The sequence below is a fragment of the Armatimonas rosea genome (assembly GCF_014202505.1).
Lineage (GTDB): Bacteria > Armatimonadota > Armatimonadia > Armatimonadales > Armatimonadaceae > Armatimonas > Armatimonas rosea.
On sequence record NZ_JACHGW010000002.1, the window covers coordinates 715,102 to 739,545 of the forward strand.

Annotated in this window: 23 protein-coding genes; 11 read left to right on the forward strand and 12 right to left on the reverse strand. The window is 58.2% G+C overall.

Annotated elements, in window-relative coordinates; translation table 11 throughout:
- Positions 1-6: 6 nt before the first annotated feature.
- Positions 7-753 carry an SDR family NAD(P)-dependent oxidoreductase gene (locus HNQ39_RS11170; protein ID WP_184195461.1) on the reverse strand — a complete coding sequence of 249 codons (747 nt, stop codon included), beginning with the start codon at positions 751-753 and terminating at the stop codon, positions 7-9.
- A 46-nt stretch (positions 754-799) separates the two neighbouring features.
- On the opposite strand from HNQ39_RS11170, the gene HNQ39_RS11175 reads away from it, so the two are divergent.
- A complete protein-coding gene (locus tag HNQ39_RS11175) occupies positions 800-1,432 on the forward strand; it encodes a type II secretion system protein (RefSeq protein WP_184195464.1) in 633 nt (210 codons plus the stop codon).
- A gap of 40 nt (positions 1,433-1,472) precedes the next feature.
- On the opposite strand, the gene HNQ39_RS11180 is transcribed toward HNQ39_RS11175, so the two are convergent.
- Complete coding sequence (locus tag HNQ39_RS11180) at positions 1,473-2,477, reverse strand: hypothetical protein (protein ID WP_184195467.1); 1,005 nt, start codon at positions 2,475-2,477, stop codon at positions 1,473-1,475.
- A gap of 61 nt (positions 2,478-2,538) precedes the next feature.
- Between HNQ39_RS11180 and HNQ39_RS11185 the strand changes: the two genes are divergently transcribed.
- The 7 genes from HNQ39_RS11185 to HNQ39_RS11215 all read left to right on the forward strand — a co-directional run bounded on the left by HNQ39_RS11185 (position 2,539) and on the right by HNQ39_RS11215 (position 14,226).
- Positions 2,539-4,677 carry a tetratricopeptide repeat protein gene (locus HNQ39_RS11185; protein ID WP_184195470.1) on the forward strand — a complete coding sequence of 713 codons (2,139 nt, stop codon included), beginning with the start codon at positions 2,539-2,541 and terminating at the stop codon, positions 4,675-4,677.
- A 301-nt stretch (positions 4,678-4,978) separates the two neighbouring features.
- The gene (locus HNQ39_RS11190) at positions 4,979-7,186 is read left to right on the forward strand and encodes a polysaccharide biosynthesis tyrosine autokinase (RefSeq protein ID WP_184195473.1); all 2,208 of its coding nucleotides are present in this window, start codon (positions 4,979-4,981) and stop codon (positions 7,184-7,186) included.
- Positions 7,187-7,248: 62 nt separating this feature from the next.
- On the forward strand, positions 7,249-8,406 hold the full coding sequence (locus HNQ39_RS11195; RefSeq protein WP_184195476.1) for a polysaccharide biosynthesis/export family protein: 1,158 nt from the start codon (positions 7,249-7,251) through the stop codon (positions 8,404-8,406).
- Between the two features lie 82 nt (positions 8,407-8,488).
- On the forward strand, positions 8,489-10,006 hold the full coding sequence (locus HNQ39_RS11200) for an O-antigen ligase family protein (protein WP_184195479.1): 1,518 nt from the start codon (positions 8,489-8,491) through the stop codon (positions 10,004-10,006).
- Positions 10,006-11,196, forward strand: a complete 1,191-nt coding sequence (locus HNQ39_RS11205) for a glycosyltransferase family 4 protein (RefSeq protein ID WP_184195482.1) — start codon at positions 10,006-10,008, stop codon at positions 11,194-11,196. Before HNQ39_RS11200 ends, HNQ39_RS11205 begins: the two co-directional genes overlap by 1 nt.
- A 182-nt stretch (positions 11,197-11,378) precedes the next feature.
- A complete protein-coding gene (locus HNQ39_RS11210; protein ID WP_246385542.1) occupies positions 11,379-12,359 on the forward strand; it encodes a glycosyltransferase in 981 nt (326 codons plus the stop codon).
- Positions 12,360-12,372: 13 nt separating this feature from the next.
- Positions 12,373-14,226: an O-antigen ligase family protein gene (locus tag HNQ39_RS11215; protein WP_184195489.1), complete on the forward strand. Its 1,854-nt coding sequence runs from the start codon at positions 12,373-12,375 to the stop codon at positions 14,224-14,226.
- 45 nt (positions 14,227-14,271) lie between these two features.
- Here HNQ39_RS11215 and HNQ39_RS11220 read toward each other — a convergent pair whose 3' ends face one another.
- Together HNQ39_RS11220 and HNQ39_RS11225 are read right to left on the reverse strand one after the other, a co-directional pair.
- Entirely contained in the window at positions 14,272-15,030 is a 759-nt protein-coding gene (locus HNQ39_RS11220; protein WP_184195492.1) for a fasciclin domain-containing protein, read from the reverse strand.
- 141 nt (positions 15,031-15,171) lie between these two features.
- Positions 15,172-15,858, reverse strand: coding sequence for a fasciclin domain-containing protein (locus tag HNQ39_RS11225; protein WP_184195495.1), 687 nt, complete (start codon positions 15,856-15,858; stop codon positions 15,172-15,174).
- A gap of 226 nt (positions 15,859-16,084) precedes the next feature.
- Here HNQ39_RS11225 and HNQ39_RS11230 point away from each other — a divergent pair, with 226 nt between their 5' ends.
- The 3 genes from HNQ39_RS11230 to HNQ39_RS11240 are packed head-to-tail and all read left to right on the forward strand — an operon-like array spanning position 16,085 to position 17,509.
- Positions 16,085-16,477, forward strand: a complete 393-nt coding sequence (locus tag HNQ39_RS11230; protein ID WP_184195498.1) for a hypothetical protein — start codon at positions 16,085-16,087, stop codon at positions 16,475-16,477.
- 25 nt (positions 16,478-16,502) lie between these two features.
- The gene (locus HNQ39_RS11235) at positions 16,503-17,075 is read left to right on the forward strand and encodes a peroxiredoxin (RefSeq protein ID WP_184195501.1); all 573 of its coding nucleotides are present in this window, start codon (positions 16,503-16,505) and stop codon (positions 17,073-17,075) included.
- Positions 17,075-17,509 carry a TlpA family protein disulfide reductase gene (locus HNQ39_RS11240; protein WP_184195503.1) on the forward strand — a complete coding sequence of 145 codons (435 nt, stop codon included), beginning with the start codon at positions 17,075-17,077 and terminating at the stop codon, positions 17,507-17,509. Before HNQ39_RS11235 ends, HNQ39_RS11240 begins: the two co-directional genes overlap by 1 nt.
- A gap of 287 nt (positions 17,510-17,796) precedes the next feature.
- Here the strand turns inward: HNQ39_RS11240 and HNQ39_RS11245 are convergent, their stop codons facing one another.
- The 8 genes from HNQ39_RS11245 to rpmF are packed head-to-tail and all read right to left on the reverse strand — an operon-like array spanning position 17,797 to position 24,396.
- Complete coding sequence (locus HNQ39_RS11245; protein WP_184195506.1) at positions 17,797-18,873, reverse strand: glycoside hydrolase family 130 protein; 1,077 nt, start codon at positions 18,871-18,873, stop codon at positions 17,797-17,799.
- Positions 18,873-20,162, reverse strand: a complete 1,290-nt coding sequence (gene fabF, locus HNQ39_RS11250; RefSeq protein WP_246385439.1) for a beta-ketoacyl-ACP synthase II — start codon at positions 20,160-20,162, stop codon at positions 18,873-18,875. Before fabF ends, HNQ39_RS11245 begins: the two co-directional genes overlap by 1 nt.
- Positions 20,163-20,182: 20 nt before the next feature.
- On the reverse strand, positions 20,183-20,419 hold the full coding sequence (acpP, locus tag HNQ39_RS11255) for an acyl carrier protein (RefSeq protein WP_184195512.1): 237 nt from the start codon (positions 20,417-20,419) through the stop codon (positions 20,183-20,185).
- Between the two features lie 32 nt (positions 20,420-20,451).
- Positions 20,452-21,204 (reverse strand): 3-oxoacyl-[acyl-carrier-protein] reductase, encoded by a 753-nt coding sequence (fabG, locus tag HNQ39_RS11260; RefSeq protein ID WP_184195515.1) that lies wholly within the window; start codon positions 21,202-21,204, stop codon positions 20,452-20,454.
- On the reverse strand, positions 21,201-22,127 hold the full coding sequence (gene fabD, locus HNQ39_RS11265; protein WP_184195518.1) for an ACP S-malonyltransferase: 927 nt from the start codon (positions 22,125-22,127) through the stop codon (positions 21,201-21,203). The genes fabG and fabD overlap by 4 nt, the downstream gene beginning before the upstream one ends.
- A complete protein-coding gene (locus tag HNQ39_RS11270) occupies positions 22,124-23,149 on the reverse strand; it encodes a beta-ketoacyl-ACP synthase III (RefSeq protein ID WP_184195521.1) in 1,026 nt (341 codons plus the stop codon). The genes fabD and HNQ39_RS11270 overlap by 4 nt, the downstream gene beginning before the upstream one ends.
- On the reverse strand, positions 23,146-24,159 hold the full coding sequence (gene plsX / locus HNQ39_RS11275; protein WP_184197729.1) for a phosphate acyltransferase PlsX: 1,014 nt from the start codon (positions 24,157-24,159) through the stop codon (positions 23,146-23,148). Before plsX ends, HNQ39_RS11270 begins: the two co-directional genes overlap by 4 nt.
- A gap of 45 nt (positions 24,160-24,204) precedes the next feature.
- Positions 24,205-24,396, reverse strand: a complete 192-nt coding sequence (gene rpmF / locus HNQ39_RS11280) for a 50S ribosomal protein L32 (RefSeq protein ID WP_184195524.1) — start codon at positions 24,394-24,396, stop codon at positions 24,205-24,207.
- Between the last annotated feature and the right edge of the window lie 48 nt (positions 24,397-24,444).

Here is a 24,444-nt window from a genome sequence, read left to right on the forward strand (position 1 = left end):
TAGGAACTATAGCCCGACCCCGCGCACGGCGACCGTGGCTCGTGCCTGGGCGACGGGCTTCAGCACGATCTCATCCAAATTCACGTGCCAGGGGCGTGTGACGGCAAAGACCACGACATCTGCCACATCGTCGGCGGTGAGCGGCGTGAGGCCGTCGTAGACCTTGGCGGCACGCTCTTTGTCACCGAAGAAGCGCACCTCGGAGAACTCGGTCTCGACCATGCCGGGCGCGATATCGGTAACCCGCACGGGGGTGCCGTTGAGCTCTAGCCGCAGGGTCTCGGTGACCGCGCGGGCGGCGTGCTTGACAGCGCAGTAGCCGGCGCCGTTGGGGTAGGTCTCGCGGCCGGCGATACTGGTGATATTGACGATATGCCCTTTGCCGGCGTGGAGCTTGGGAAGCAGGGCGCGGGTGACACGCATCAGGCCCATGACATTGGTCTGGTACATCTGCAGCCAGTCGTCGTCGCGGGCCTGGGCAAGCGGCTCCAGCCCAATCGCACCGCCCGCATTGTTGACGAGGACGTGGATGGCATCGGGGACGGTCGCGCAGAACGCCTCGACCGAGGCGGTATCGGCGACATCGAGGACGTGTGCGGCGCCGCCCAGCTCCGCGGCAAGGGCCTCGATACGGTCGGTGCGTCGTGCGCCCAAGATCACAGAGTAGCCCGCCGTGGCGAGCTGTCGTGCGGTCGCCGCCCCGATCCCACTGGAGGCACCGGTGACGACCGCGATTTTTGTTTCGGATGTCATGTGTGCATTGTATCCTGCGATACACTGGAGAAACGGAGGGTTTCCTATGCGTCGTGGCTTTACTTTAATCGAGCTCCTGGTCGTGATCGCGATCATTGCGATCCTTGCTGCGATTCTCTTTCCTGTCTTTGCCCAAGCCCGCGCCAAGGCCCGCCAGACCGTCTGCATGAGCAACATGCGTCAGATCGGGCTGGGGGTGCGGATGTACCTCCAGGACAACGACGATATCTTCTTTGCCTACGACCAGGGGGGAGTGGGCTGGACCATCCCGCGCTCTGCCTGGGACGAGAAGCAGGACTTTCTCCTGCGTCCCTACCTCAAGAACACCGGCATCCTCAACTGCCCCGAAGAGAAGGTCAGCACCATCAACGGCCAGAGCGTGCGCTTCCCCCAGTATGCCATGAACGACCTGCTCAACCGCGCCCCAGATACTGTCGCTCCCGATGGCGGCTCGACCGTGGGACCGCTCACCCGGAGCGAGACCGCGGTGGAGACCATGACTCTCTTGATGTGGGAGCACAACAACCCCGCGGTCCACTGCGAGACCTGGTCGAGCTCACCGGGGCACTGGGAGTCCGCGCACCACAAGGGCTTCAACGGGCTCTTCTGCGACGGTCACGTCAAGCGCATGAGTTTGGGGACGCTGAAAGACTCCATGCTCACCTACTGGGAAGACTAAAACCCCCTTCGCAGGCGGAACGCCGGTTCGTCGAAGGGGGTCACGGCGCTGTCGCCGTGGGGAGATGCCACTCGGTGAGCTCTACTTGGAAGCACGCGCCATCGGGGATCACAAAGGCGGGCCCGTGCTCACCCCGGACGATGAGTTGGTTCTGGTCGGGGAGGAGCGTGAGCTCACTGCCTTCCACGGGCACCCCATTGAGCCAGACCGACTCGGGGGACTTGCCCTCAAAGACAAGCTGGGCGGTGCGCGGCTCGCTATCGCCCAGGACCGTGGTCTCCTGGAGCTCGGTGTGTCCGATGAGCGCGCCTGCGTGGGTGAGCTCCCAGCGAGGGCCGAGCCAAGTCGTGTTTTCCCGTAGCCAGAGGTGCGGGGCGAGGGCCTCCGGGACCGCGATCACCTGAGAGACGCCGACAGCAAAGACGGCAGGTGTCTCGCCAAAGGCAACCAGGGCTGCCTCGCCGGGGCCGGCATTGAAGACCGAGACCTCACGCTCCTCGCCGGGCTTGCCGGTGACAAACACGCGGGCACCGGGGAAGGGATCGGGGCGGAGCTGGGCCGTGAGGAGCGTGGCATCGGACTTGACCAGCCCGGCGTAGGCACCCAGGTAGTTCTCCGCGGGCCCGAGGGGGAAGTCGTGCGCCCAGAGCAGAGTCTCCTCGGCGGCGATCTCGCGCTCGTCAAAGGCGGGAAAGACACTGCCGACCATCGCCTTGTCCGTGGGGTTGTGGGCGAGGAGTAGAGAGCCCTGCTGCTTGGTGCGCCACTCCGACGCCACCAATCCGCCGTAGGCACGCAGCCCCTCGTGAAAGGTCCCTGCGCGTAGCGGCTCCCCAAAGGCGGCGGCAAAGAGTGCCAGGGGCCGGAGCGCCCAGAGCTCACCGGCGTTCTCGACCCGACAGACCACCTCACGCGCACCCTGCGCCCAGGCACGGCGGACTGCTGTGGGGGAGGCCGGCACCAGCGTGGCGGAGTCGCGGCGGGCGAGCCCAAGGGCATCGGCAAGCGGGGCGAGGGTGGGGGGAACACAGACAAAAAGAGGCATGGCGTCGCAAGTATACCCGCTGAGTTTTTTGGTTAGATTTGCCGATACTTACGGAAGTAGTATGGCAAAAGGTGTTCTCAAAGATATTAAGCAGCCTCCCAGTCTCTGGCAACGTCTGCTCGGTGGGTTTAAGGCGGCGCGGCTAACCAAGGCGGAGAGCCCCGCACTGACGCCGGAGGCGGTGACCTCCTACTACGCTGCACTCGTGGGAAAGACACCTCAGCCCAGTCTTGCTCGGGTGGCGCGCGCCCTGCTCTGGGCCGATATCAAGGCGCGTCAGTTTCACTCCCTCTGCAAAGACTGGTACCCCCTCGCCGCGGAGACCTTCCCCGATGACGAGCGCTGTGCGTTCTATGTTGCGGCCCTCTACTACCATGGTTTCTTAACCCCCGACTCCAGCCAGCTGGAGAAGGTCCTGAGTGGGCTGATGAAGGTAACCTGGCGGGACTCGGGCTACTGGAGTAAGCTCGACCTGCCGCGCACCGAGCTCCTCAAGCGCCTGACCGATGCCATCGCCGACGATGAGATTCGGATCACGCCGGAGCGCTTGCCCGTGCTGGAGGCGGCCTTCGATGCGACCTCACTAACCGATGAGCAGCGCATCACGACCGCGCGCTGGCTGGGAGTGGCCTACCGGGCCAGCGGCCGCAGCGACGACCGCGCGGAGATTATCTACCGCTATCTGTTCTTGAATGTCCCCGACGACGACGAGAACAACGAGTACCTGGCGAATCTCTTTGCCGGGCGTGGTCTCGATGATGCCAATGCCTGCGCGGTCTACTCGCGGATGGTGACGATCGCCGATAAACGAGGGGATCAGTCGTCGAAAGCACAGTGGAGCCTGAAGCTCTCTAACACGTACATTGCCCAGAACCGCCTGGGAGCCGAGGCGATCATGCCGCTCCAGGCCGCGCTGAGTGTCAGGCCGGGGGATCGGCTCTTGGAGGCGGCGCTGGCCTACTCCGTGGGGCGGAGCGATCTGGTCTTGCTGGAGCCCTCGCTCATCAAGCACATGGAGACCGCGATCGCCTTTGAGTCCGAGTTCGTCCCGCACTTTACGGAGCGGCAGTGGCAGTGGTCGGTGGTGCCGCGCGCACTCGCCCTGGCATGGGGACAGAGTGGACGCCGCGACTCTCTGGCGCTGTTTATCTATGCCCGTGCTTGTGAGCTCTGCCCCGAGGAAAAGGTCCTGTGGAACTACTACGCCGTGGCGCTTGTCGAGGCCAAGGACTACTCCCGCAAGGTGATTCCTATCTACGAGCGGGCGCACCAGGCCAACAAAGACGACAACGAGCTGGCGCTGGCGCTGGCGACGGCCTACCAAGAGAACCGGGTCCACGATGGGGCAGACCGACGAAAGGCGCTGGTCCTCTGGGAGAATCTGTACCGCCAAGGGAGCGTCACCTTGGAGATCCTCACCGCCCTGACCGAGGCCTACCTGCGTGAGGAGCGCCTGAGCGACACGGCTCTGGAGCTCTTGCAGAAGATGTCCCGACAGGGAAGTACGGTTCCCGGGCCCCTCTTGCTCCGGGTCGCCCAGGAGTGGAAGTCGCGGGGGGACCTCACCACCGCACTGCGCTGGTACCAGGAGGCCGAGCATGCCATGCCCGACCACTTCTTGACTCTTCTGGAGTACGGCCTCTTGCTCAAAGAGCAGTTCAGCGACTTCACGGGAGCGGTCAATGTCCTGGCACGCGCGGTGATCTTGCCCGTGGGAGCCAAGAACCTAGAGGCACACCTCGCCCTCGCCGAGAGCCTTCTGGCTCTGGAAAAGCGCGAAGATGCCCGGCGCATCTTCCAGATTATTATCGAGCGCATCGACCCCAACCATACCCAGACTCTCCTGCACCTTGCTCGCCTCAACCTCAAGTTTGAGGAGAAAGGCATGCTGCGCGCCGAGACCTACTACGAGCGCGCGGCAAATGTTGAGCCGGAAAACCCTGAGACCTACCTGCAGATGGTGGAGCTCTACCGGGCACAGGGCAATACGAAGATGGAGCAGTGGGCTCTAGAGCAGTATCTCAAGCTTGGGCCGGGCGACTCCCAGAGCTACCGAGCCCTCGCCAATCTCTATATTCGTCGCGGTGAATTTGACAAGGCTGAGAGTGCGCTACGCCAGGTAATTGCACTAGGGCAGGCCGACCGCGATGTCTACACTTTACTGGGTGACGTGATCCAGCAAGCCCGCCGCGCTGTCTAGTGAGACGGTGCGGAATTCTGCATTCTAGGGGGCAGTGTTGCTCTCTGGAGGTGCTAACTCCCTCAGCCTGTGTTACAATGCCCCCGAGTGTGCGTCCTGGAACGGTGCCACAGGTTAGGGGTAGTAAAGGGAATCAGGCCTGGGAACTCTTGGCAGTTTCCTTCCGTAGATAGCCGTTGTGCCAGTATAAAATCCCTCTTTGTGCTCGTTCCAACCGGTACCTCTCTTCTCTCCCACTCGGTGCGGAGCTGAGAGTTTAGGGCGGTTCTCGGCAGTGGGCATCTAGTTTTTAGGAAAGCGTATGCAAGAGCAAACTGACTTCTCGGCTGAGGGAACCTCCTCAATCTCCCTCCGCGAATACGGCGATATTCTGCGGCGGCGACGTGCCATCATCCTGCAGACCTTCGTCATTGTCTTGGTGGCGGGAGTGCTGATTACCCTCTTTCAGCCCTTGGTCTACCAGGCGAGCTCCCGTATCTTGTTGGAGCCACCGTCGTACTTGATCAACACGGTCAACAACGACCCTCTGGCAGAGCTCTTCAAGCTGAACTCACCGTACTCCCCGGCAACCCAGGTGGAGCTTCTCAAGAGCAATGCTCTCAAGAAGAAGGCCAGCGAGCGGATGACCAATGGGAAGTCGCTCACACCGTTTACCGTGACCCCTGTTGAGGGCGGGACATCGATTGTCGAGGTTGTGGCCGAGGGCGATGATCCCAATGCCGTGGCGGAGACGGCGACTAATATTCTCAAGGCCTATATCGAAGATGTCGATGCCAGTGGCAAGAAAAAGCTGGAGAATGTCTACGACGAAGCCAAGAAGAACCGTGAGAAATGGCTCCTGACAAAGAACAAGGCCGAGAAAGATCTTTTGGACTACCAAAAGAAAAACAAGATCTCGGAGTATAAGATCCAGGCCGAGTCTAACCAGAAGCAGCTGGGCGAGCTAAGCCAGATGTACCAGAAGCAGCTCACCGAGATCACCAACCTCACGACTCGAATCGGGGAGATCGAGGGCTACATGGCCCGCAGCAGCAAGACCCGCCCCGAGCTTCTCAGTATCGAGCAAGATCTTGGCTGGCAGGGGATCAAGAAGACAATCGCCGATAAAGAGGCCGCCTTTGCCATTCTGAAGGCGGATGCCGATGTCAATAACGATGTCTTTATCGCGGCCAAGTCAGAGCTTGATAGTCTGAAGAAGTACCGGGATGCCTACGAGAAGAGCTTTAAGCTCATGAATACGCGGCGCGATCCCACCTACGAGAGCTTCGATGCCGAGCTTAAGCATGCCCAGATCGACCTTGCCAGTATTCGCCGTGCAGCGGAGCCAAACCGGATAGAGATCGAGCGAATCAAGGCGAACCTGAACCTCGTGCCTGACTTTGCAAATACGATCGCGGAAAAGCAGCAGGCTCGTGAGTTTGCCAATGAGCAGATTCGCTACTTCACCACGAAGATGCAGGATATCGAGCTGCGCAAGAATGCAAAGGTCGAGACCAGCCGTGTGATCGAAGAAGCCCAGGTGCCGGGAAGCCCGATTCGTCCCAATAAGCCGCAGAATATTATGTTCGCTGGCCTGCTGGGAGTGTTCCTAGGGCTCTGTCTTGCGCTGCTCCAGGAGCTCCTGGATGACCGCATCAACAGTCCTGAGGAGGCGGAGCGTGTGCTGCGCCTGCCTAACCTGGGGCACGTGCCGCTTGTTGAGGAAGAGGGCCTGCGCCTCATCCGCGATATTAGCACCTTCTCGCCCTTGATGGAGTCGTATCGTAGCCTGCGAACCAATATCAACTTTGCGGCTGTGGGAAGTACGCTCAAGAGCATTGTGGTGACCTCCTCCGTGCCCGCGGAAGGGAAATCGACCACGGCTGCAAACTTGGCCATGGCCATGGCGCTCGATGGCAAGCGTGTGATTATCGTCGATGCGGACCTTCGCCGCCCAAGCCTTCACAAGCTCTTCCGCCTGGAGTCGTCTCCAGGGTTGACCGATGTCTTGGTTGGTACCCACGAGATTGAGGATGTCATTCGCCCCAGTGGTGTGGACAACGTCAGTGTGATTGCCGCGGGCTCGCCGCCTCCTAACCCTGCGGAGCTCTTAGGCTCGGCGCGGATGGTGGAGCTCATAGCGCAGCTTGAGGCAATCTCCGATATCGTCCTCTTCGACTCCCCGCCTGCTCTGGCGGTTGCGGATGGTGTCGTTCTGGCCGCTCGTACAAATGGCGTACTGCTTGTCATTGGCTATGGTGAGACTAAGAAAACCAATACACGCAAGGCCGTTGAGCAGCTACGTCGCGCCAATGCTAAGGTTCTTGGGACGGTGCTCAACCGAATTGAAGGGCCAAGCTCGGGCTACTACTATGGCAAGTACTATGTCCCCGCATCGGTGGAGAGCACGAAGACCAAGCGTGGTGTGTCTGAGCCGGTCGCGCGTGGAATTGAGGGAGCAATGGACTCCAGTGATAAGGTAGAAGTGAACACTTTAGGGAATAACTCGGGGAAGGGTCAGGACTCATGAGGTTAGGGATGCTCTGTGGGAGCTTAGTAGCGCTTGGTGTACTCATGGGGGGAGGGGCACAGGTGGCTCTGGCACGTGAGCCCGTGTTGCTCCAGCAGGAGAAGCTGGCCGACGACTATCGTGTATCGCCGGGAGATGTCATTGGGATCACGGTTCTGCGGCATCCGGAGTTTACGCTGAGTGCCCAGGTGCTCCCCGATGGGACCTTTGCCTTTCCTATCCTGGGGCGTCTCAAGGCTGCTGGCAAGACCCGTGAGCAGATCAGTGCCGATATTACCAAGGGGCTCAAAGATAAGCGTCAGCTTGTCAAGCCCGATGTGACCGTGAACATTCTGCAGCAGACCGCTCGTGAAATCACCGTGCTGGGAGCGGTGCGTGGCGCGGGAAAGCTTGTCTTAAAAGACAACTGGACTGTCTTGGACGCACTTGGAGCAGCAGGAGGCGTGGGCGCGGTGGGAGCTGCTAACACAGACCGCTTTGAGTTCTACCGCGCCGAGCTTTTCCGCGACACACAGGTAATCAGCCTCGACCTAGCAAAAGTCTATGCCAACGATCCCTCAGCGAACATCTTATTAAAAAATGAGGACAAGATCTATGTCGTGATCAAGCCGCGGACAGAGGTCTATGTCACCGTGATCGGTGAGGTTGGTCAGGGGCGTGGCGGCTCCATCGATCTACCCAAGGATCGCTCCATTATCACCTTACTCAACGACATGGGGGGCGTGACGGATAATGCAGCTCTCTCCAAGGCAACCCTATTGCGTAAGTCAGAGGTCATAAAGCTCGATCTACGAGGGTACAAGAAAGGGTCATTAACAAATAATGTTCTCTTAGAAGCGGGGGATATCCTAACAATCCCTCGTATTGAGGAACACTATAAGGTTAATGGTCCTCTCGGTAAAGGGGGAGGTGAGCTCCCTTACCCTGATGATCGTACTCTAACATTGTTTGAAGCACTAACTCAGCAAGGAATTCCTACGTCGGGAGCAGACTTAAAGAAGGTAAAGTTGACCCGTACCGAAAATGGGGTGACGACGACTCAGGACTACAACGTGGAGAAGATGCTAAAAGGGGATCGTTCTCAAGATCCTACCCTTCGCCCAAACGATGAGGTTTTTGTCCCTGCAGTCGATAGCTCAAAGCGCCGTATGGGAACTCAAGAGTACCTGAGTCTGCTTGGTATCTTGCCGAGTTTATACTTTCTCTTAAGAGGTCGCTAATTCTAAGTTAGTCCGGTATTTAAATATAGGAAGTGATTGGTGATTTTTCGGTCACTTCCTATATTTGATCAGAGAGTATTTCATGTTAAGTTTAAAGCAATTGTTGAGCCACGGACTGAGTAAAATTGGTACTTTTGGTTCGCGTATTGCTCTTACGAATTTTCTCTTGATGTCTCCCGTACTGATGGGGAGTTTTAGCGAGCTGGCTCGTGCAGGGGATTCTCTAAGCCTCCCTGTTCACTATGCTCTTGCGATATTGATTTTTGCCATTATCTGGGCAACTTTGGAGTTCTCTGTTTCCATTGGTACGGTTATTATGCTGGTTTATCTTGCCGATATGGGCTGGATTCGCCGTGCTTTAATTCCATCGACGGGTTATATATCAAATGATCCCATTACACTGATTAGTACATTTGTATCGCTTTTATATTTTTTGAGGTTGGTTGTCCTTCGGAAAATTCCGATTAATACTGCAATTTCGAAGACTCTTTTGCCTCTTGTGATTATAATGTTTCTTGAGGTTGTTAACCCTCTGCAGGGTGGGATTGCAGTTGGTTTATCGGGTCTCATATTCCGATTGGGGCCATTGTTGTGGTACTATGTAGGCAAGATGCGTGGTAGTAGGCAGATGGCCTCGCTATTGTTTTTTGTAATGGTTTTAGTTTCTGTTTTTGAAATTATAATCGGTAATCGACAGTGGTTTGGTGGGTTTAGTGAGGTGGAGAAATTTTGGATTGCATCTGGTGGTGGTACGCAATCTGCTGGTAAAGGGTATTTTAGGCCTTTTGGAACATTCCTGTCATTTTCTGAATATGTTGTGGTAATTGTGATTGGAGCCGGTTTGTGTTGGGTTTCTTTCCTACAAAAGAAATATATTTATATAGTGCCATTTATTGCTTTGTTTGTCACTTTATTTGTTTCTTCTTCTCGTGGCGGTATGGTTTCAATTTTTCTTGTGATGGTCGTTATGTGGGCAATCCAAGGTAAGAATTATCGTGCCTGGCTACCTCGCCTCGCCTTCGCTGTTGTTGTTGCTTTATGGGGAATCACTTTTGGTTTAGAGAGAGTAAAAGAAGTTGAAGTTGATGATAAGACACAGATATTGGTAAATCATCAAATCAAAGGACTTTCTGATCCGCTTGGCAAAGATTCTACCGGCGGGCTCCACGTCGGGCTAATTACATCTGGGATTTTACAGGGTTTTCGTGTTCCTACTGGAATTGGCTTGGGAGCAGGTACTCTTGGAGCCTCTAAGTTTGGGGCCGGTGGTGGATCCAGCGAGACGGATGTATCGGATATGTTTGCTTCCCTAGGGTTTATCGGCGGGATCTTGTATGTTGTTTTATGTATCCGTATTTTTATAGGCATTTCTAAATATTGGCATGATTCAAGAGATGTTTTAGCACTAAGTACTCTCGCCTTAATGACTGCTTGTAATGGTCGATGGTCCTCCGGTGGGCATTATGCACAGTCAATGTTCTTTTGGTTGATCATTGGTACGATGGATAAGATTATTTTTGAATATTATTTCATGAACAAGAAATCGAATCCTGATAATGAGCGTCGGTCTGAAATTCTTAAGGCAGGCGCTAGCTCGTAATGGTTGACGGTAGTACAAAAGTCAAGGTTCTTTATCTAGATCATACGGCAAAATGGTCGGGTGGAGAGATTGCTCTTTATAGGACTTTGAGTGCACTCGATCGAAGCGTTGTTGAGCCTAATGTCCTACTACCCATGCCGGGAGAGTTTGCTAGTCGTCTGCAATCCGTGGGGGTTACAACGGAGATCGATCCCATTGATGAGAAGATCCTAGAGATTCGTAAAGATAGCTTGGGGAAACGGTCTCTCCGCGATGTTGGAGTTGCTTCTTCCTACATCCGATATTCCCTCCGAATTGCGAAACGCGCAAAAGCGAAAAAAATGGATTTGATCCATTGTAACTCGTTAAAATCAGATTTTTATGGAGCAGTTGCAGGGAAAATCGCACGGGTTCCTGTCGTATGGCATGTACGCGATTATATCGATTCTTCATATCTACCCTCGAAGGTTGCAACTCTCTTTCAGAAGTTTGCTCAGAAAATTCCAAATGGAGTGATCACAAACTCAAAAAGTACCGAGTTAGGTCTTTTCCCTAAAGGTGCTGGACGTCAGCTCTCTCGCGTTGTCTATGATGGGCTGATGGAGAGTGAACTTCAGTCTGCTTGTCCTACTCTTTTTACGGAGTGGAGAGACGCTAAACCTAAGATTGGTTTACTGGGACGGATTGTTGCCTGGAAAGGGCAACATGTCTTTATCGATGCAGCTAGGGAACTGAAAAATCGTGGCATCGAGGCGCAATACCAGATTATTGGTGCCCCTCTTTTTGGGGAGGCTGACTATGAGGCTAAGATAAAAAAACAGGCGGAACCCTTGGGGAGCCAAATGGAGTTTCTAGGGTTTCGAAGTGATGTGCCTGCACTGCTGCGCCAGCTTGACATACTCGCTCACTGCAGTATCTCTCCGGAGCCATTTGGCCAGGTGGTAGTGGAAGGGATGGCAGAAGGGTTACCTGTGGTCGCAAGTGATGGGGGAGGCGTGGTGGAGATTATTGAGCAAGGGGTACACGGGATTCGGACTCCGATGGGGGATGCTGTTGCCCTTGCAGATGCACTCCAGGATCTGTTGCTGCACCCTGAGAAGGCTAGCATGCTGGGGCGCTCGGCACATGCGCGGGTTCGGGAAAAATTTACTGCCGCTCACTCTGCACGTGGGGTAGAATCGTTCTACCAAGAGCTTCTTGGAAGAAAATAGGCTAGAGGAAGAAAAGCGTGCGGATTGCAATTGTCCATGATGACCTGACCCAGCGAGGGGGAGCGGAGCGTGTGGTCGAGGCAATGCACGAGATCTGGCCCGACGCGCCTGTCTTTACGTCTGTGTACGATCCCAAGGGCACGTTTTCGTCCTTTGCCAAGATGGATATACGTACCTCGTTTATGCAAAAAATCCCTTTGGCTTCCCAGGCACGGTACAACAAGCTCTTTCTACCCTTGTATCCCCTTGCATTTGAGACCCTTGATCTGCGTGGCTATGACGTTGTGGTCTCAAGCTCGACACGATTTGCGCATGGTATCTTAACAACACCTGAGACCTGTCACTTGTGCTACTGCCACTCTCCGTCCCGGTTTGCATGGCGCTATCATGAGTACATTACCGAGGGAGACTTTGGAAGACTCTCGAAAATTGCGTTGCAACCTCTGATTCATCGCATTCGCCTCTGGGATTATATTGCTGCTCAGCGAATAGAGTGCTATATTGCGAACTCCTTTAATATATCGAGGAGAATTCGTAAGGTATATGGTCGTGATTCTGATGTTGTCTACCCTCCTGTAGATATTGCACGTTTTAGAGTGGAGGCTAACCCGAAAAATGACTATTTGCTTATTGTGTCACGGTTGCTGTCCTACAAGAAAATCGATATTGCAATAGAAGCCTGTAACCGTCTGAAAATTCCCCTGAAAATTGTGGGTTTAGGCCCCGATATGGGCCGACTGAAAGCGATGGCTGGACCCACGATCGAGCTCCTTGGGCGGCTACCTGATGGCGGGCAGCTCGCCGAGCTCTATTCTAACTGCCGTGCCTTTCTCTTTCCCGGTGAGGAAGATTTTGGGATCGCCCCCGTGGAGGCAATGGCATCGGGGAGGCCGGTGATTGCGTACCGCGCAGGAGGGGCGATTGAGACGGTGATCGAAGGACGAACCGGGCTGTTCTTTGATGAGCCCACCCCAGAGGCCGTTTGTGATGCCATCACGCGCTTGGAGAAGCTCTCGCTGGATCCTGCCCAAATCTGTGCCCACGCAGAGACCTTCAGCAAAGATGCCTTCCAGCGGCGACTTTCGGTCTTAGTGGAGCGCCGTCTCGTGGAGCACCGTGCGCGCTATGAGTGCATCTCGCCCAAGCACGGAGAGCAGGCGTGAGTAGGGTGCGGGAATGAGCCAGGCACCGGACCCTTGGGAGCGGCGTGAGGTCGAACGGGCAAGGTTTCGTAAGAAGCAAGGCGAGCCACGTGATCTCTTCGATGAGCTGCAACGCAATCAGCGCCCGCTCGGACTATTGTTCTTCTTGGCGCTCTTGTTACTGGCTGAGGTGCCTCTGATCGAGGCGCGTGGCCGACTCTATCTCTCGATGGGCGCGACCATTGGTCTGCTCTTCGTGCTGGCATCTTGTCGTGACTATAGCGAGCCACTGATCCATTTTTTTAAACGTTTGCCAAACATCGTGTGGCTGGTCGGCTTACTCTATGGAATGGCTAGTTTCTTCTGGGCACCTAACACAACTGTTGCGACAGGGGAGCTCGTTCGGCTGCTGGCGGGTGCAGGGGCCTATCTAGTTGCTGCCTATACCTTAAAAGATCGTCGAGAGCTTGGGGTTGTGCTAGGAGGGGTGATCTGTCTGGGGTGTGGGATCGCCCTCTACGATATTGCACACTTCGCTCAGAAGACAGGGCTGCAGTCCGGGCATTTTTCGGCCAATAACCTCAGTATCCTCGGGACCCACGAGAGCGTTGGCTCTCTGCTTGCTCTGCTCTTACCTCTTGCGCTGACACTGGGGCTGTCTCGGGCGATTGAGGAGCGTGGGCGTCTCCTCGCCCAAGCTGCATCCCTGGTTCTAGGATTTGCCTGGATCATGGTGCGCTGCCGCTCTGCCTGGCTAGGGGGGATCGTTGCCCTGCTGGTGATGGGCTTTCTAGTGTGGCGCTACCCCCTCTCTGAGCGCACGACAAAACGGCAGGGGCGGCAGTCGTGGAAAGAAAATCTCACCTCCCCGTTGGTGCTGGTGGTGGCTGCTCTGGTGGTGATGGCACTCGTGGGAGGGGTTGCACCTCTGCTCTCTCGTCGTGCGGCTGCACTGATCAACCCCTTGGAGGATGGCTCACTAGGGGTTCGCTTGGTCATGTGGAAGGGCGCCCTCCAGATGCTCTCGCTCAAGCCTGTCTTGGGGTGGGGACTGGGAGGCTACTTAATCCTCCAGGGACGCTGGACACACCTCGGTGATGCGCCGGAGCAAGTCCTGCTCTACGGGACAGGGCACCAGAATATCGCGCACAACTACTACCTTCAGTGGGCTGCTGAGACCGGGGGTATTGGGCTGCTGCTCTTTGTGCTGACCATGTTTTGCCTCTTGGGCTATGCAGCAAAGGCTCTACCACGGCTTGCACAGGGCTGGGAGAAGACACTGCTGATTGCCTGCTTTGCGACACTGCTGGGAGCACTGGCCGAGGTGGCAGGCTCACCCGCCTTTCAGTTCTGTGGTGTCTGGGCGATCTTCTGGACCCTGGCGGGGATTCTCTTGGCGAGTGCTCGCTTGGCTGATCCTGAGCCCAAGCTACAGCGTGAGCTGCCAACACTCGGCGCGGGAGCGGTCTTTGCTGTCCTTGTCTGTGCGGGAGGGCTCTGGCTTGGAAAGCGTGTGTGGGACCCAAGAGGAGAGCCACGCGGTGTCTTTCAGCTTGTCGAGCAGAGTAAGGGCCCCTACCATCCTGGAGAGACGCTGCGCTGGCGTGCCCTCTATCGCACAAGCCAGGGCGCTGAGCTTCCTACTCATCCTGGCACGGAGTGGGTCGCCCCTGTTTGGTTTGAGCAGGCTCCTGGTTCGGTGCCGCGCCCGGTTCAGAGCCAGGAGTGGGCCCTGCACCGTGTGGCTAAAGACACCACAACAGGCTACTCCGAGCTATCCCTACGCCTCCCACCCGCCGAGACAGGGATGGTGCAAGTGCAAGCTGTCTACCAGGACTCCTTTGGGCGCACCTACTCCGCATCGCGTGTCGCCGACGTGACAAAATAAAACAGAGGCACAGGTGCCTCTGTTTTTGGGACGAGAGCTCGTGGTCTAAGGCTCTTGGAGAGGGGCCTCGATCGGGTGTATCCAGCCGTTGCTAGCTGCGATATCGTTCTGGGACACGAGGATATTGTTGATGGTCAGTATCCCGTTTTTATTGTGCACTGTCACCTTGTCACCAGACAGAGTCTCGAGTGTCGTACCGTCTTTGAGCGCCAAGAGCTCGCTGATCTTATAGCGGCCCGAGACGGTGTGGCGCTTGATCAGGGAGACCAGAGCACTCTTGTTGCTGGGATCCTTGAGCTGTGCAAGCTGTGTAGCACTCAGCAGGCTGAGGCCCGAGTTGCTCGGTGCAAAGAACGTATAGGGGTGATCCTCACGCAGGAGGTTGACCTGCTCTGCGGAGTCGATCAGCCGGACGGTCTCAGAGAAGTCCTCGGGCTTGCTCTTGAGGACATCGTAGATGGGCTGATTGCTGGCCCCGGCAATCATGGCTCCATTGAGCCCACTGGCTGCTCCACCGGCCGCCGCTCCGACGGCGCGTGAGTCCAGGATGGTGGAGTAGGCACCAAGGCCAAGGAGCCCCAGGGCCACGCCTGTGATGGCATTTCGGTTTGTTAGCCCTTTGATGCCTAGAAAACTGCCGCTATTGTCGCTGTTGCCACTAAGATACCCATCGGCTGGCTGACCACCCGAAGGAGGCTGAACCGAGCCTAGGGCTGTCTGGCCCCGCATGGGGATCTGACTGGCGACTAGTCCCGCGATGGCGAGGGCTGCGGTTAGACGAAGAGCTCGCTCTTGATACTTCATTTCCTTCTCCCATTAAAACTGGGGAGTCTGTAACTCCAGTTTGTATCTTCGGAAAAAGAGAATGCAAATATCAGGCCAGAACGCAAAAAAACCGATAGCAGAAAAGCTACCGGTTTTTTCGTGTTTTTTGTTGACTAGAGACTAGTCTTGGGCCGCGACCACACCATTGGCAGAGAGAACCCAGCCATTGCTTGCAGGATACTCATTGCTCAGGATCTCGATCCCATTGACCGTCAGCTTGTCACCCTCAAGCTTGAGGACGAGCGGATCGCCCGAGAGGGACTGTAGGGTCTTGCCCTGGCTGGCGGCATCCTTCAGGCGCTGTAGGTTGTAGCTACCTGCCACCGTGATGGAGTCCAGGAACTTCTTGGCCTCATCGCTGCCCGCTGCCTCACCCAGAAGGCCAACCTTGTTTGCACCAAGAGCCTTAGCAAGGGCGCTGTTGGTCGGGGCGAAGATGGTCAGGGAACCCTGGCTGAACTTATCAACAGAACCCGAGTTGCGAATAAGCTTCGCGAGGTCGCTGAAGTCAGGGGTGCCGCTGATGACTTCGTAGATGCTCGAGGCCGCGCCCGGAAGGCCAGCTCCCTTGATCGTAGCACCACCGCTGGTCTTGCCTGCGTTGACGATGGCACCGTAGACGGCTCCAACAAGAACACCACCTACCGCAGCACCCCCTGCACCCTTGAGGGTCAGGAGACCATTACCATTATCTACATAGCCGTCCGCAGCCAGGCTGACTGAAGGACGAGCCGGGATCTGCGTGGCCACCACACCGACGATTGCGAAGGCCATGGCCATACGAATAAAGCGATTCTTAAACTTCATGCTTTGCTCCTGAAAATCAGTGCCCGATAGGACGTTGATCCAAACCACAGGGGGAGACGAAAACCCCTGGAAATCTATACAGAGGGGACTCGCCGAGGCGAAGGGACACCCTCACACAGGGACAGTATACCCTAGAAAATAAATTTTGACGCGCAATTCAGGAAAAAAAATAGAGAGGGCAAGATTCGTACCAAAGCGATCCCAGGGCAGTGGGTACTATAGGAGCATGCCTGATCAAATCCGAACTGCACAGATTGTCGGGGTGGACCCGGAGACGCTTGAGGTGAGCCCGCACTTCCCAGGGACCTACGGCTTCTATGTGCGACTCTCCTGTGACCCTGGCCCGGAGTGGGCCGCCGAGCTTGAGGGGATCTACACTGCCGCTGTCCGCGCTTCCAAGCCCCCTGTGGTCTTTCGCGGTGATACCCTCTGCATCTTCTATCTCCCCGCCTACACCACTGAGCTGCCCGAGTACCTGGCATTCCTCACGGAGATCGTCGCCCAGGCCAATGCCGCTGTCGAGCGCCGAAATGCCGTGCTCCCTGACGATAGTGAAACACGCGAGACATTTCGCCAGCAGCTCCAGTCCCTGGCACTTACCTACCGACAAACACGATAAAATATCCCTTGGAGGAACCCAGAGAATGCTTTCCCTTATACCTATCTTTCTGCTTGCGCAGGAGATCTCCGCCAAGCCCCTTGTGCAAGGCGATCCCCAGCCCCCGGTCGCCGCCAAGCCTGCCGACCCCGCCCTCGCGCTGATCGGCAAGAAGGCCCCCGAGTTTACGCTACCCGATCAGAACGACAAGCCTGTCGTCCTCAAAGACGCATTGAAGGCCAAGAAATGGGTTGTACTGGCGTTCTACCCCGCCGACATGACCGCGGGCTGCACCCTGCAGAACAAGTCCTACACCGCAGGAAAAGACAAGTTCGCTCCGCTCAATGCCCAGGTCTACACGATCTCGACTCAAGACACCAAGAGTAAGCAGAAGTTCTGCGAGCGCGATGCCCTCACCAACACGCTCCTCTCCGATGTGGGGGCGAGAGTGACCGAGGCCTATGGAGTGCTCAACAAAGAGCGTGGCGTGGCACGGCGCGTGACGTTTTATATCAACCCTAAAGGCCGCATTGTCGCAGTCGATACCAAGATCAATGTGAAGAACGCCGCCGACGATACCGTGGCGATGCTGCAGAAGCTCCAGGAGGAAAAACACTAATGCCCGGTCCCGCTCCCATCGACCCCGCTGGCCTGAAGGCCGTTGTCGCAAAGAACAAAGGGAAGGTTGTCGTGGTGAACTTCTGGGCCTCCTGGTGCGTGCCCTGCAAGCAGGAGTTCCCCGATCTAGTTGCGGCTGTCAAGGCAGCCGGCGCAACGCTCATCACGGTTGCCTGCGACACGCCTCAAGACGCCGCGACTAAGTCTGCCAAGTTTTTGACGACCCAGGGCGCGACTGCCAATGCGTTCTTCAACAAGGCCAACACCGATATCGCCGCCTACCTAAAGTGGCTAGAGCCCAAGGCCCCGCCGACGTCCCCGATCCCGCGTACCTATGTCTTTAGCCCCACGGGCAAGCTGGTCAAGGCGATGTCTGGCAAGCACGATGCCGCCGCCTTTACCGCCGAGATCACCGCCGCCAAGGCCGCTAAGTAGCTTTACGCCCCCACCCGATAATTCGGGAGGGGGCTTTTTATGTTTATTGGGCTACAAGTTCTCTTCTCCTGGCTTGTCGGAGGTACGTTAATCTACCAAGGAGCAAAGGCCTTTCGGAAAGACAAAAAGAGAGCTCTCGCCTGGTTGGGGCTAGGGGCTCTTTCGTTGCTCTGGTTTCCTTGGGTGTGCTGGGACGAGGACCGGCGAACCTGTACGGACTCTGAGGGAACCTACCTGATCTCTACGAAAGACTGGAATGCTGGAGAGCGGTGCAAAGAGCGGTAGTGCTAGACCGGGTTCTGCAGTAGAACTTCCAGGACTGCCTCCAAGGGGGCCGTCGCCAGGGCGATCGCGGTGTCGCAGACGCCGTAGTACAGATAGATCAGGCCGTCTTTGACGACATTGCCCGTGGGGAAGATAACATTGGGGATGTAGAGCCCGAAGCGCTCATAGTAGTGCTCTGGCTCCATCAAGGGCTCTTTGGTGCGTGCGAGAACCTTGGTGGGATCGTCGAGATCCAGCAACAAGGCGCCCATGCGATAGACCACGCGCTTCACCGAGGCGTCTATGGTCTCGACACCGTGGTAGAACACCAGCCAGCCCGCTTCGGTGCGTAGGGGGGGAGTCGAGCCGCCGATGCGGTTGTCTTCCCAGGCGAACTCTGGCTTGGCGAGAAGCTGTGTGTCGGTCCAGTGGTGGAGGTCGTCGGAGAACGAGATCCACATCGCCGGGCCAGGTGTGCCAAATGCATCGCCGACCCAGTGGAGCGGGCGGCGTAGCATCGCATAACGTCCGTTGAGCTTCTCAGGGAAGAGAATCACATCGCGGTCGTCGGTGTCCTCAGGGGTGGCCCAGCAGAGGTGCTCCCAGTTCACGCGGTCTTTCGAGACGGCGATCCCGGAGCGCGTGAGATTATCGGGTCTGCCCCCAATGACATTTTTTGAGCCCTGGTACGCGGTGACAGGCGGCGAGGGGATGCCAGGAAACTCAGACTCATGCGACTCGGGGACGCCGACGCCCGTGGGATGGCTGCTCCAGGCATAGGGGCGGTAGGCGTAGGTCATGACGTAGGTGCCATCGAGCTTGACCACGCGCGGGTCTTGGACACTCCCAAAGGCGCAACCTGCCTGCTCGGGGGTGAAGACGGGCTCCGGGCTCACCAGCCGAAAGTTGACGCCATCGTCGGACTCTTGGAGGCCAATGTAGCAGTGGAACGGCCGCAGCTGTCCCGCAGCCCGCTCCCAGAGATAGAACTTTCCGTCATCGTCGAGGAGCACGCCGGGATTGAAGACACAGGCTCGGCGCCAGAGCTCTTCACCCGGCACGATGATCGGATTGGCAGGGTGCCGGGTGAAGAGGCTCATCAGACTTTCTTAAAGACGAGGACAGCGTTGTGGCCGCCGAAGCCGAAGTTGTTACAGACTGCTACATCCACATTCATCTTACGGGCGACACCGGGAACACAGTCCACGATACAGTCCGGGTCGGGGGTCTCGTAGTTGATGGTGGGGGGGACGAGGCTCTCGGCGATGGAGAGGACGGTGGCGGCGGCCTCGATCCCACCCGCGCCGCCCAGCAAGTGGCCGGTCATGGACTTGGTCGCACAGACCGCGAGGCTGTCGAAGTGATCCCCAAAGACCGAGCGGAGCGCAGCGACCTCAGCCTTGTCCCCGAGCGGTGTCGAGGTGGCGTGGGCATTGACGTGCTGCACCTGCTCGGGCTCGATCCCCGCGTTCTTGAGGGCGTAGCTGACCGCACGCGCGACTCCGTTGCCATCGGGCGGGGGGGAGCTCATGTGGTAGGCATCGCCGGTCATGCCGTAGCCTACCAGCTCGGCGTAGATATGGGCACCGCGCGCCTCAGCGTGCTCCAGGGTCTCTAGGATCATGATCCCCGCACCCTCCCCGATCACAAAGCCGGAGCGGTTGGCATCGAAGGGGCGCGATGCTGCCGTGGGGTTGTCGTTGAAGTTGGAGGCCATGGCCTTCATGTTGGAGAAGCCCGCGATAGAGACGGGCACGACACCTGCCTCCGCACCACCGGTAATCATCACATCGGCGGCACCACGGCGCAGGATCTCCAGGCTATCGCCGAGGGCATGGGCGCTGGAGGCGCAGGCGGTCGTGGTACAGGAGTTGGGGCCCTTGGCACCGGTGAGGATCGAGACGTGCCCCGAGGCCATGTTCCCGATCATCATGGGCACCAGAAACGGGGAGACGCGACTGGGGCCTTTCTCGACTAAGATGCGCACCTGGTCCTCGAGCGTCTGGAGGCCACCGATCCCGGAGCCAATCACGACTCCCACGCGCTCGGCGTTCTGCTCCGTCACGCTCAGGCCGGCGTCTTCCAGCGCCATCAGCGACGCGGCGACGGCAAACTGGACAAAGCGGTCCATACGCCGGGCTTCTTTGCTTGTCACGTAGGCTGTCGGGTCGAAGCCCTTGACCTCCGCGGCGATCTTGACATCGAAACCCTCGGTATCAAAGAGCGTGATCGGCCCGACTCCACAGACCCCTGCGGTGAGGTTCTGCCAGTAGGCATCCTTCCCGATGCCGAGCGGGGTCACCGCTCCTATACCCGTAACGACAATGCGCTTATTCACGTATTTGGGATACCATAAAAAACAAACAGCGGCATGGGACCTTGGTCCCATACCGCTGTATAACGGGGAAATTAACCCTTGGTTTTCTCTTCGATGTAGTCGATTGCCTGCTGGACGGTGGTGATCTTCTCCGCGGACTCGTCGGGGATCTCGATATCGAACTCTTCTTCGAGGCCCATGACCAGCTCCACCACATCGAGGGAGTCGGCTCCCAGATCATCCACAAAGGAAGCTTCCGGAGTGACTTCTTTCTCGTCGACTTCCAACTGCTCCACCACAACCTTCTTCACACGCTCAAATGTAGACATTTCCTTATGCTCCTCAATAAAAGCCTGGGGCGCTAGACGGTTAATCCGCCATCCACGGTTAGTGTCTGCCCCGTTATGTACGATGCGGCCTCCGACGCTAGAAACGCCACGGCCGCGCCCACGTCCTCCGCCGAGCCGAAGCGGCCCAGTGGAATTTTCTCTAAAAGCTTCTCTCGCGAGTCGCCCGAGACGAAATCAGTCATCTGGGTATCGATAAAGCCCGGCGCGACTGCGTTTACCGTGATATTGCGTGAGGCTAGCTCCCGCGCCACGCTCTTGGTAAACCCGATCATACCCGCTTTCGACGCGGAATAATTCGCTTGTCCGGGGCTTCCCACCTGCCCATTGACCGAAGTAATATTGATGATGCGCCCATACCGTTGCTTGAGCATGAGCTTGGCCGCGGCACGGGTGCACAGAAACGTCCCCTTCAGGTTCGCGTCCAGCACGCCGTCCCAGTCGTCCTCGCTCATCCGCAAGAGTAGGGTATCGCGTGTGATTCCCGCATTGTTGACTAAGATATCCACCCGCCCGAGCTGCTCTTTGACGGTGGCAAAGAGGCTCTCCACGGAGGCGGCATCGCTCACATCGCACTGGATCGCCAAGGCGGTGCGGCCGGTCTCGCGCACGGCGTCTGCGACCGCCTCGGCATCGGCGATATTGGTACGCGCGGTGATGGCGATATCAGCTCCCGCTTGGGCGAGCGCCAGCGCGATCCCGCGCCCGATCCCACGGCCCCCCCGTCCGGCACCGGTGACAATCGCGATCTTTCCTTCTAGGCTCATACGTTCAGTCCCTCAACCGCGGCGGCCAGGCTCGCGCTATCGCCCACCGAGAAGACTACGGCCTCGGGCGCGATTCGCTTGATCAGGCCTGCCAGCACCTTCCCACTGCCGCACTCGATAAAGTGGGTGTAGCCGTCGGCGGTTAGCTTTTGGATGGTCTCGGTCCAGCGCACGGGCCCCGCCACTTGCGCAACCAGGTTGGCCTTGACTTCGTCGGCGCTGCTCTCGTAGCCCGCCGTGACATTGGCAATAATCGGAAGGGCGGGGGCGGAGATCGCTGCGGCCTCGATCACTGGCTTGAGTGCCGCTGCCGCAGACTCCATCAGCGGCGAGTGGAACGCACCGGAGACTTCGAGGGGGAGAACCCGCTTGGCACCGCGCTCTTTTAGTAGCGGCGCGACCGTGGCAAGCGCCTCTGCCTCACCGGAGATAACTACCTGACCGGGGCAGTTGTCGTTGGCGGGGACAACAATGCCCTCAACACTGTCACAGACTTCCTTCACAACGCCGGCATCCAGCCCGAGGACGGCGGCCATGGAGCCGGGGTTCTGCGCGGCGGCAGTGGCCATGGCGAGGGCGCGCTGCTGGACGAGCTTGGCACCCGTGGCGAGATCGAGCGCTCCGGCGGCAACCAGCGCGGCGTACTCCCCGACCGAGTGACCGGCCACCGCGGAAGGCTCTAGGCCCGCCTCACGGCACGCGGCGAGCGCGGCGACACTGGTGGCAAAGAGGCAGGGCTGAGTGTTCTTGGTCTCTTTGAGCGCCGCCTCGGGGCCCTCGAAGCAGAGGGTAGAGATCGCCTCTCCACAGGCAGCATCAACCGCCTCGAACGCGGCACGTGCGGCGGCAGAGCTCTCAAACAGGCTATGGCCCATTCCGACTGCCTGGGCACCCTGGCCGGGAAAAACAAAGACGAGCTTCATGGCTTGAGCTTACCCCAGCGGATCACATTGGCACCCCAGGCGAGCCCGGCACCAAAGCCGATGGTGACCACAATATCCCCCTCGGCGACTCGGCCGTCCATCCAGGCCTCGTAGAGTGCCAGCGGCACCGAGGCGGCGCTGGTGTTGCCGTAGCGGTCGATATTGACCGCGACTTTCTTGCTGATGGTCCCATCGCTCTCGACCAGGCCCATGCGCTCGGCGGCGGCTTGGATGATGCGGATATTGGCCTGGTGGGGAACCAGCATATCGACATCGCTCTCGGTGAGGCCGGCGCGCTGGAGTGCCTTGAGCGCGGTCTCGCCCATGACCTTGACACCAAAGCGAAACACCGCCTTGCCGTCCATGTGCGCTGTGTTTTCTTTGCCCGCGAGCAGCTCGGGGGTCATGGGGTGGCGGCTTCCGCCGGCGGGGAGGTTGAGCAGGCACGCGCCGCTCCCATCCGCCCCGAGGTCCGATGCCAGCAAGCCACTCTCATCGTCGCTGGGCTGCAGCAGCACCGCGCCCGCGGCATCGCCAAAGAGGATACAGGTGGCGCGGTCTTCCCAGTTGACCACGCTGGTCATCTTCTCGGCCCCGACCACCAACACATTCTTGGCGCGCCCGGTCTCGACAAACTGCGCCCCGATATCCAGCCCGTGGGCAAAGCCTGCGCAGGCGACCGAGATATCAAAGGCCGTGGTCTGGGAGGCCCCTAGGCCGGTCTGGACCAGCATCGCGGTGGCAGGGAAGTTATTGAAGTCGGGGGTGCAGGTGGCGACAAGGATGACATCGAGCTGGTCGGCCGTGATGCCTGCGCGGTCCAGAGCCTCCTGGGCCGCCTTGATCGCCATGTCCGAGGTCGCTTCATTATCTGCAGCGATCCGCCGCTCCCGAATCCCGGTGCGCTGGACAATCCACTCATCGTTCGTGTCGACAATCTTAGAGAGATCGTCGTTGGTCATTACCCGCTCGGGAGTGTACTTACCAATTCCTGCAATCGTGGCCCGCCGCAGCGTCCTCATTCTTTGGGCATTCCTTCTAGGGCGGATTTTACCGCATTTACATAGCCAGAGCGCACTGCCTGTGTGGCGAGCCGGAGCCCACTGAAGATCGCGCGGGCATTGGAGCGGCCATGGGCGATGAGGGAGAGCCCATTGACCCCCAGGAGCGGGGCACCACCGTACTCGGCGTAGTCACCCGCCGCGATCAGCTTCTTCAGGGCGGACTTAAGCACGGCCCGCTCGCCGTCGGTCTGGGCCTCAGCGAGAGTGCGCTGGACATGGACAATGGCGAGCTTGCCCATTCCCTCGGCGGCCTTGAGCAGGATATTTCCCTCGAACCCATCGGCGACAATGACATCGACTCCGCCCTCAAAGAGGTGGTTGCTCTCGATATTTCCGACGAAGTTAATAGGGAGCGCTTGGAGGAGGGGGCGTGCTTTCTTGACCAGCTCGTTGCCCTTGGTGTCTTCCTCGCCGTTGGAGAGCAGGGCGACACTCGGGGAGGAGATTCCCATGACACGCTCGGCGTAGAGTGCCCCGAGGAGAGCGAAGTCGGCGAGGTGGGAGGGCTGGCAGTCGACATTGGAGCCCGCATCCACGAGCAGGCAGTGACGGCCGGTCTCGGTGGGGAGGAGGGAGGCGATGGGGGGGCGGCTGATGCCGGGAAGGCGCTCGATAATCAGCAGCGCCGCCAGCATACAGGCACCGGTATTGCCTGCGGAGAGGGTGGCCTGTGCCTCGCCGTTCTTGACGAGCTTGGCACAGAGGGCGATGGAGGACTCGGGCTTTTTCCGAATCGCCTCCATGGGATGCTCCTCCATGGTAACCACTTGAGGAGCATGCACAATGGGCAGGCGCGTGTCTCCGTCCGCGTCACAGGCGACCAGCTCCGCCGCGATGACCTGTGCGTCACCGACAAGCAGAACTCGTACGCCCTCTCCGATTTCGGAGCGGACAAAGTCTACTGCACCACGAACGACCTCCGCCGGGGCATGGTCACCACCGACGGCATCGAGCGCTATCGAGATCATCTCGGGCAAGGGCAGGCTTCCCGACTCAAACCGTTAATAGAGAGCCTACGCCTCGGCTTCCGCCTTGGGGGTCAGCCACTGGCGTCCGTTGTAGTAGCCACAGCTAGCACAGATGTAGTGCGAGCGCGCCATCTCGTTGCAGCGCTTGCAGTAGGTCAGGGTGGGGGGAGTGAGCTTGTAGTGCGTGCGGCGCTTGGCCTGACGGGTGCTCGAATGTCGTCGCTTTGGCAGGGGCATGGTTGCTGTCCTTAATCTAAAAAAAGAAATCGTTAGGGATCGGCAATT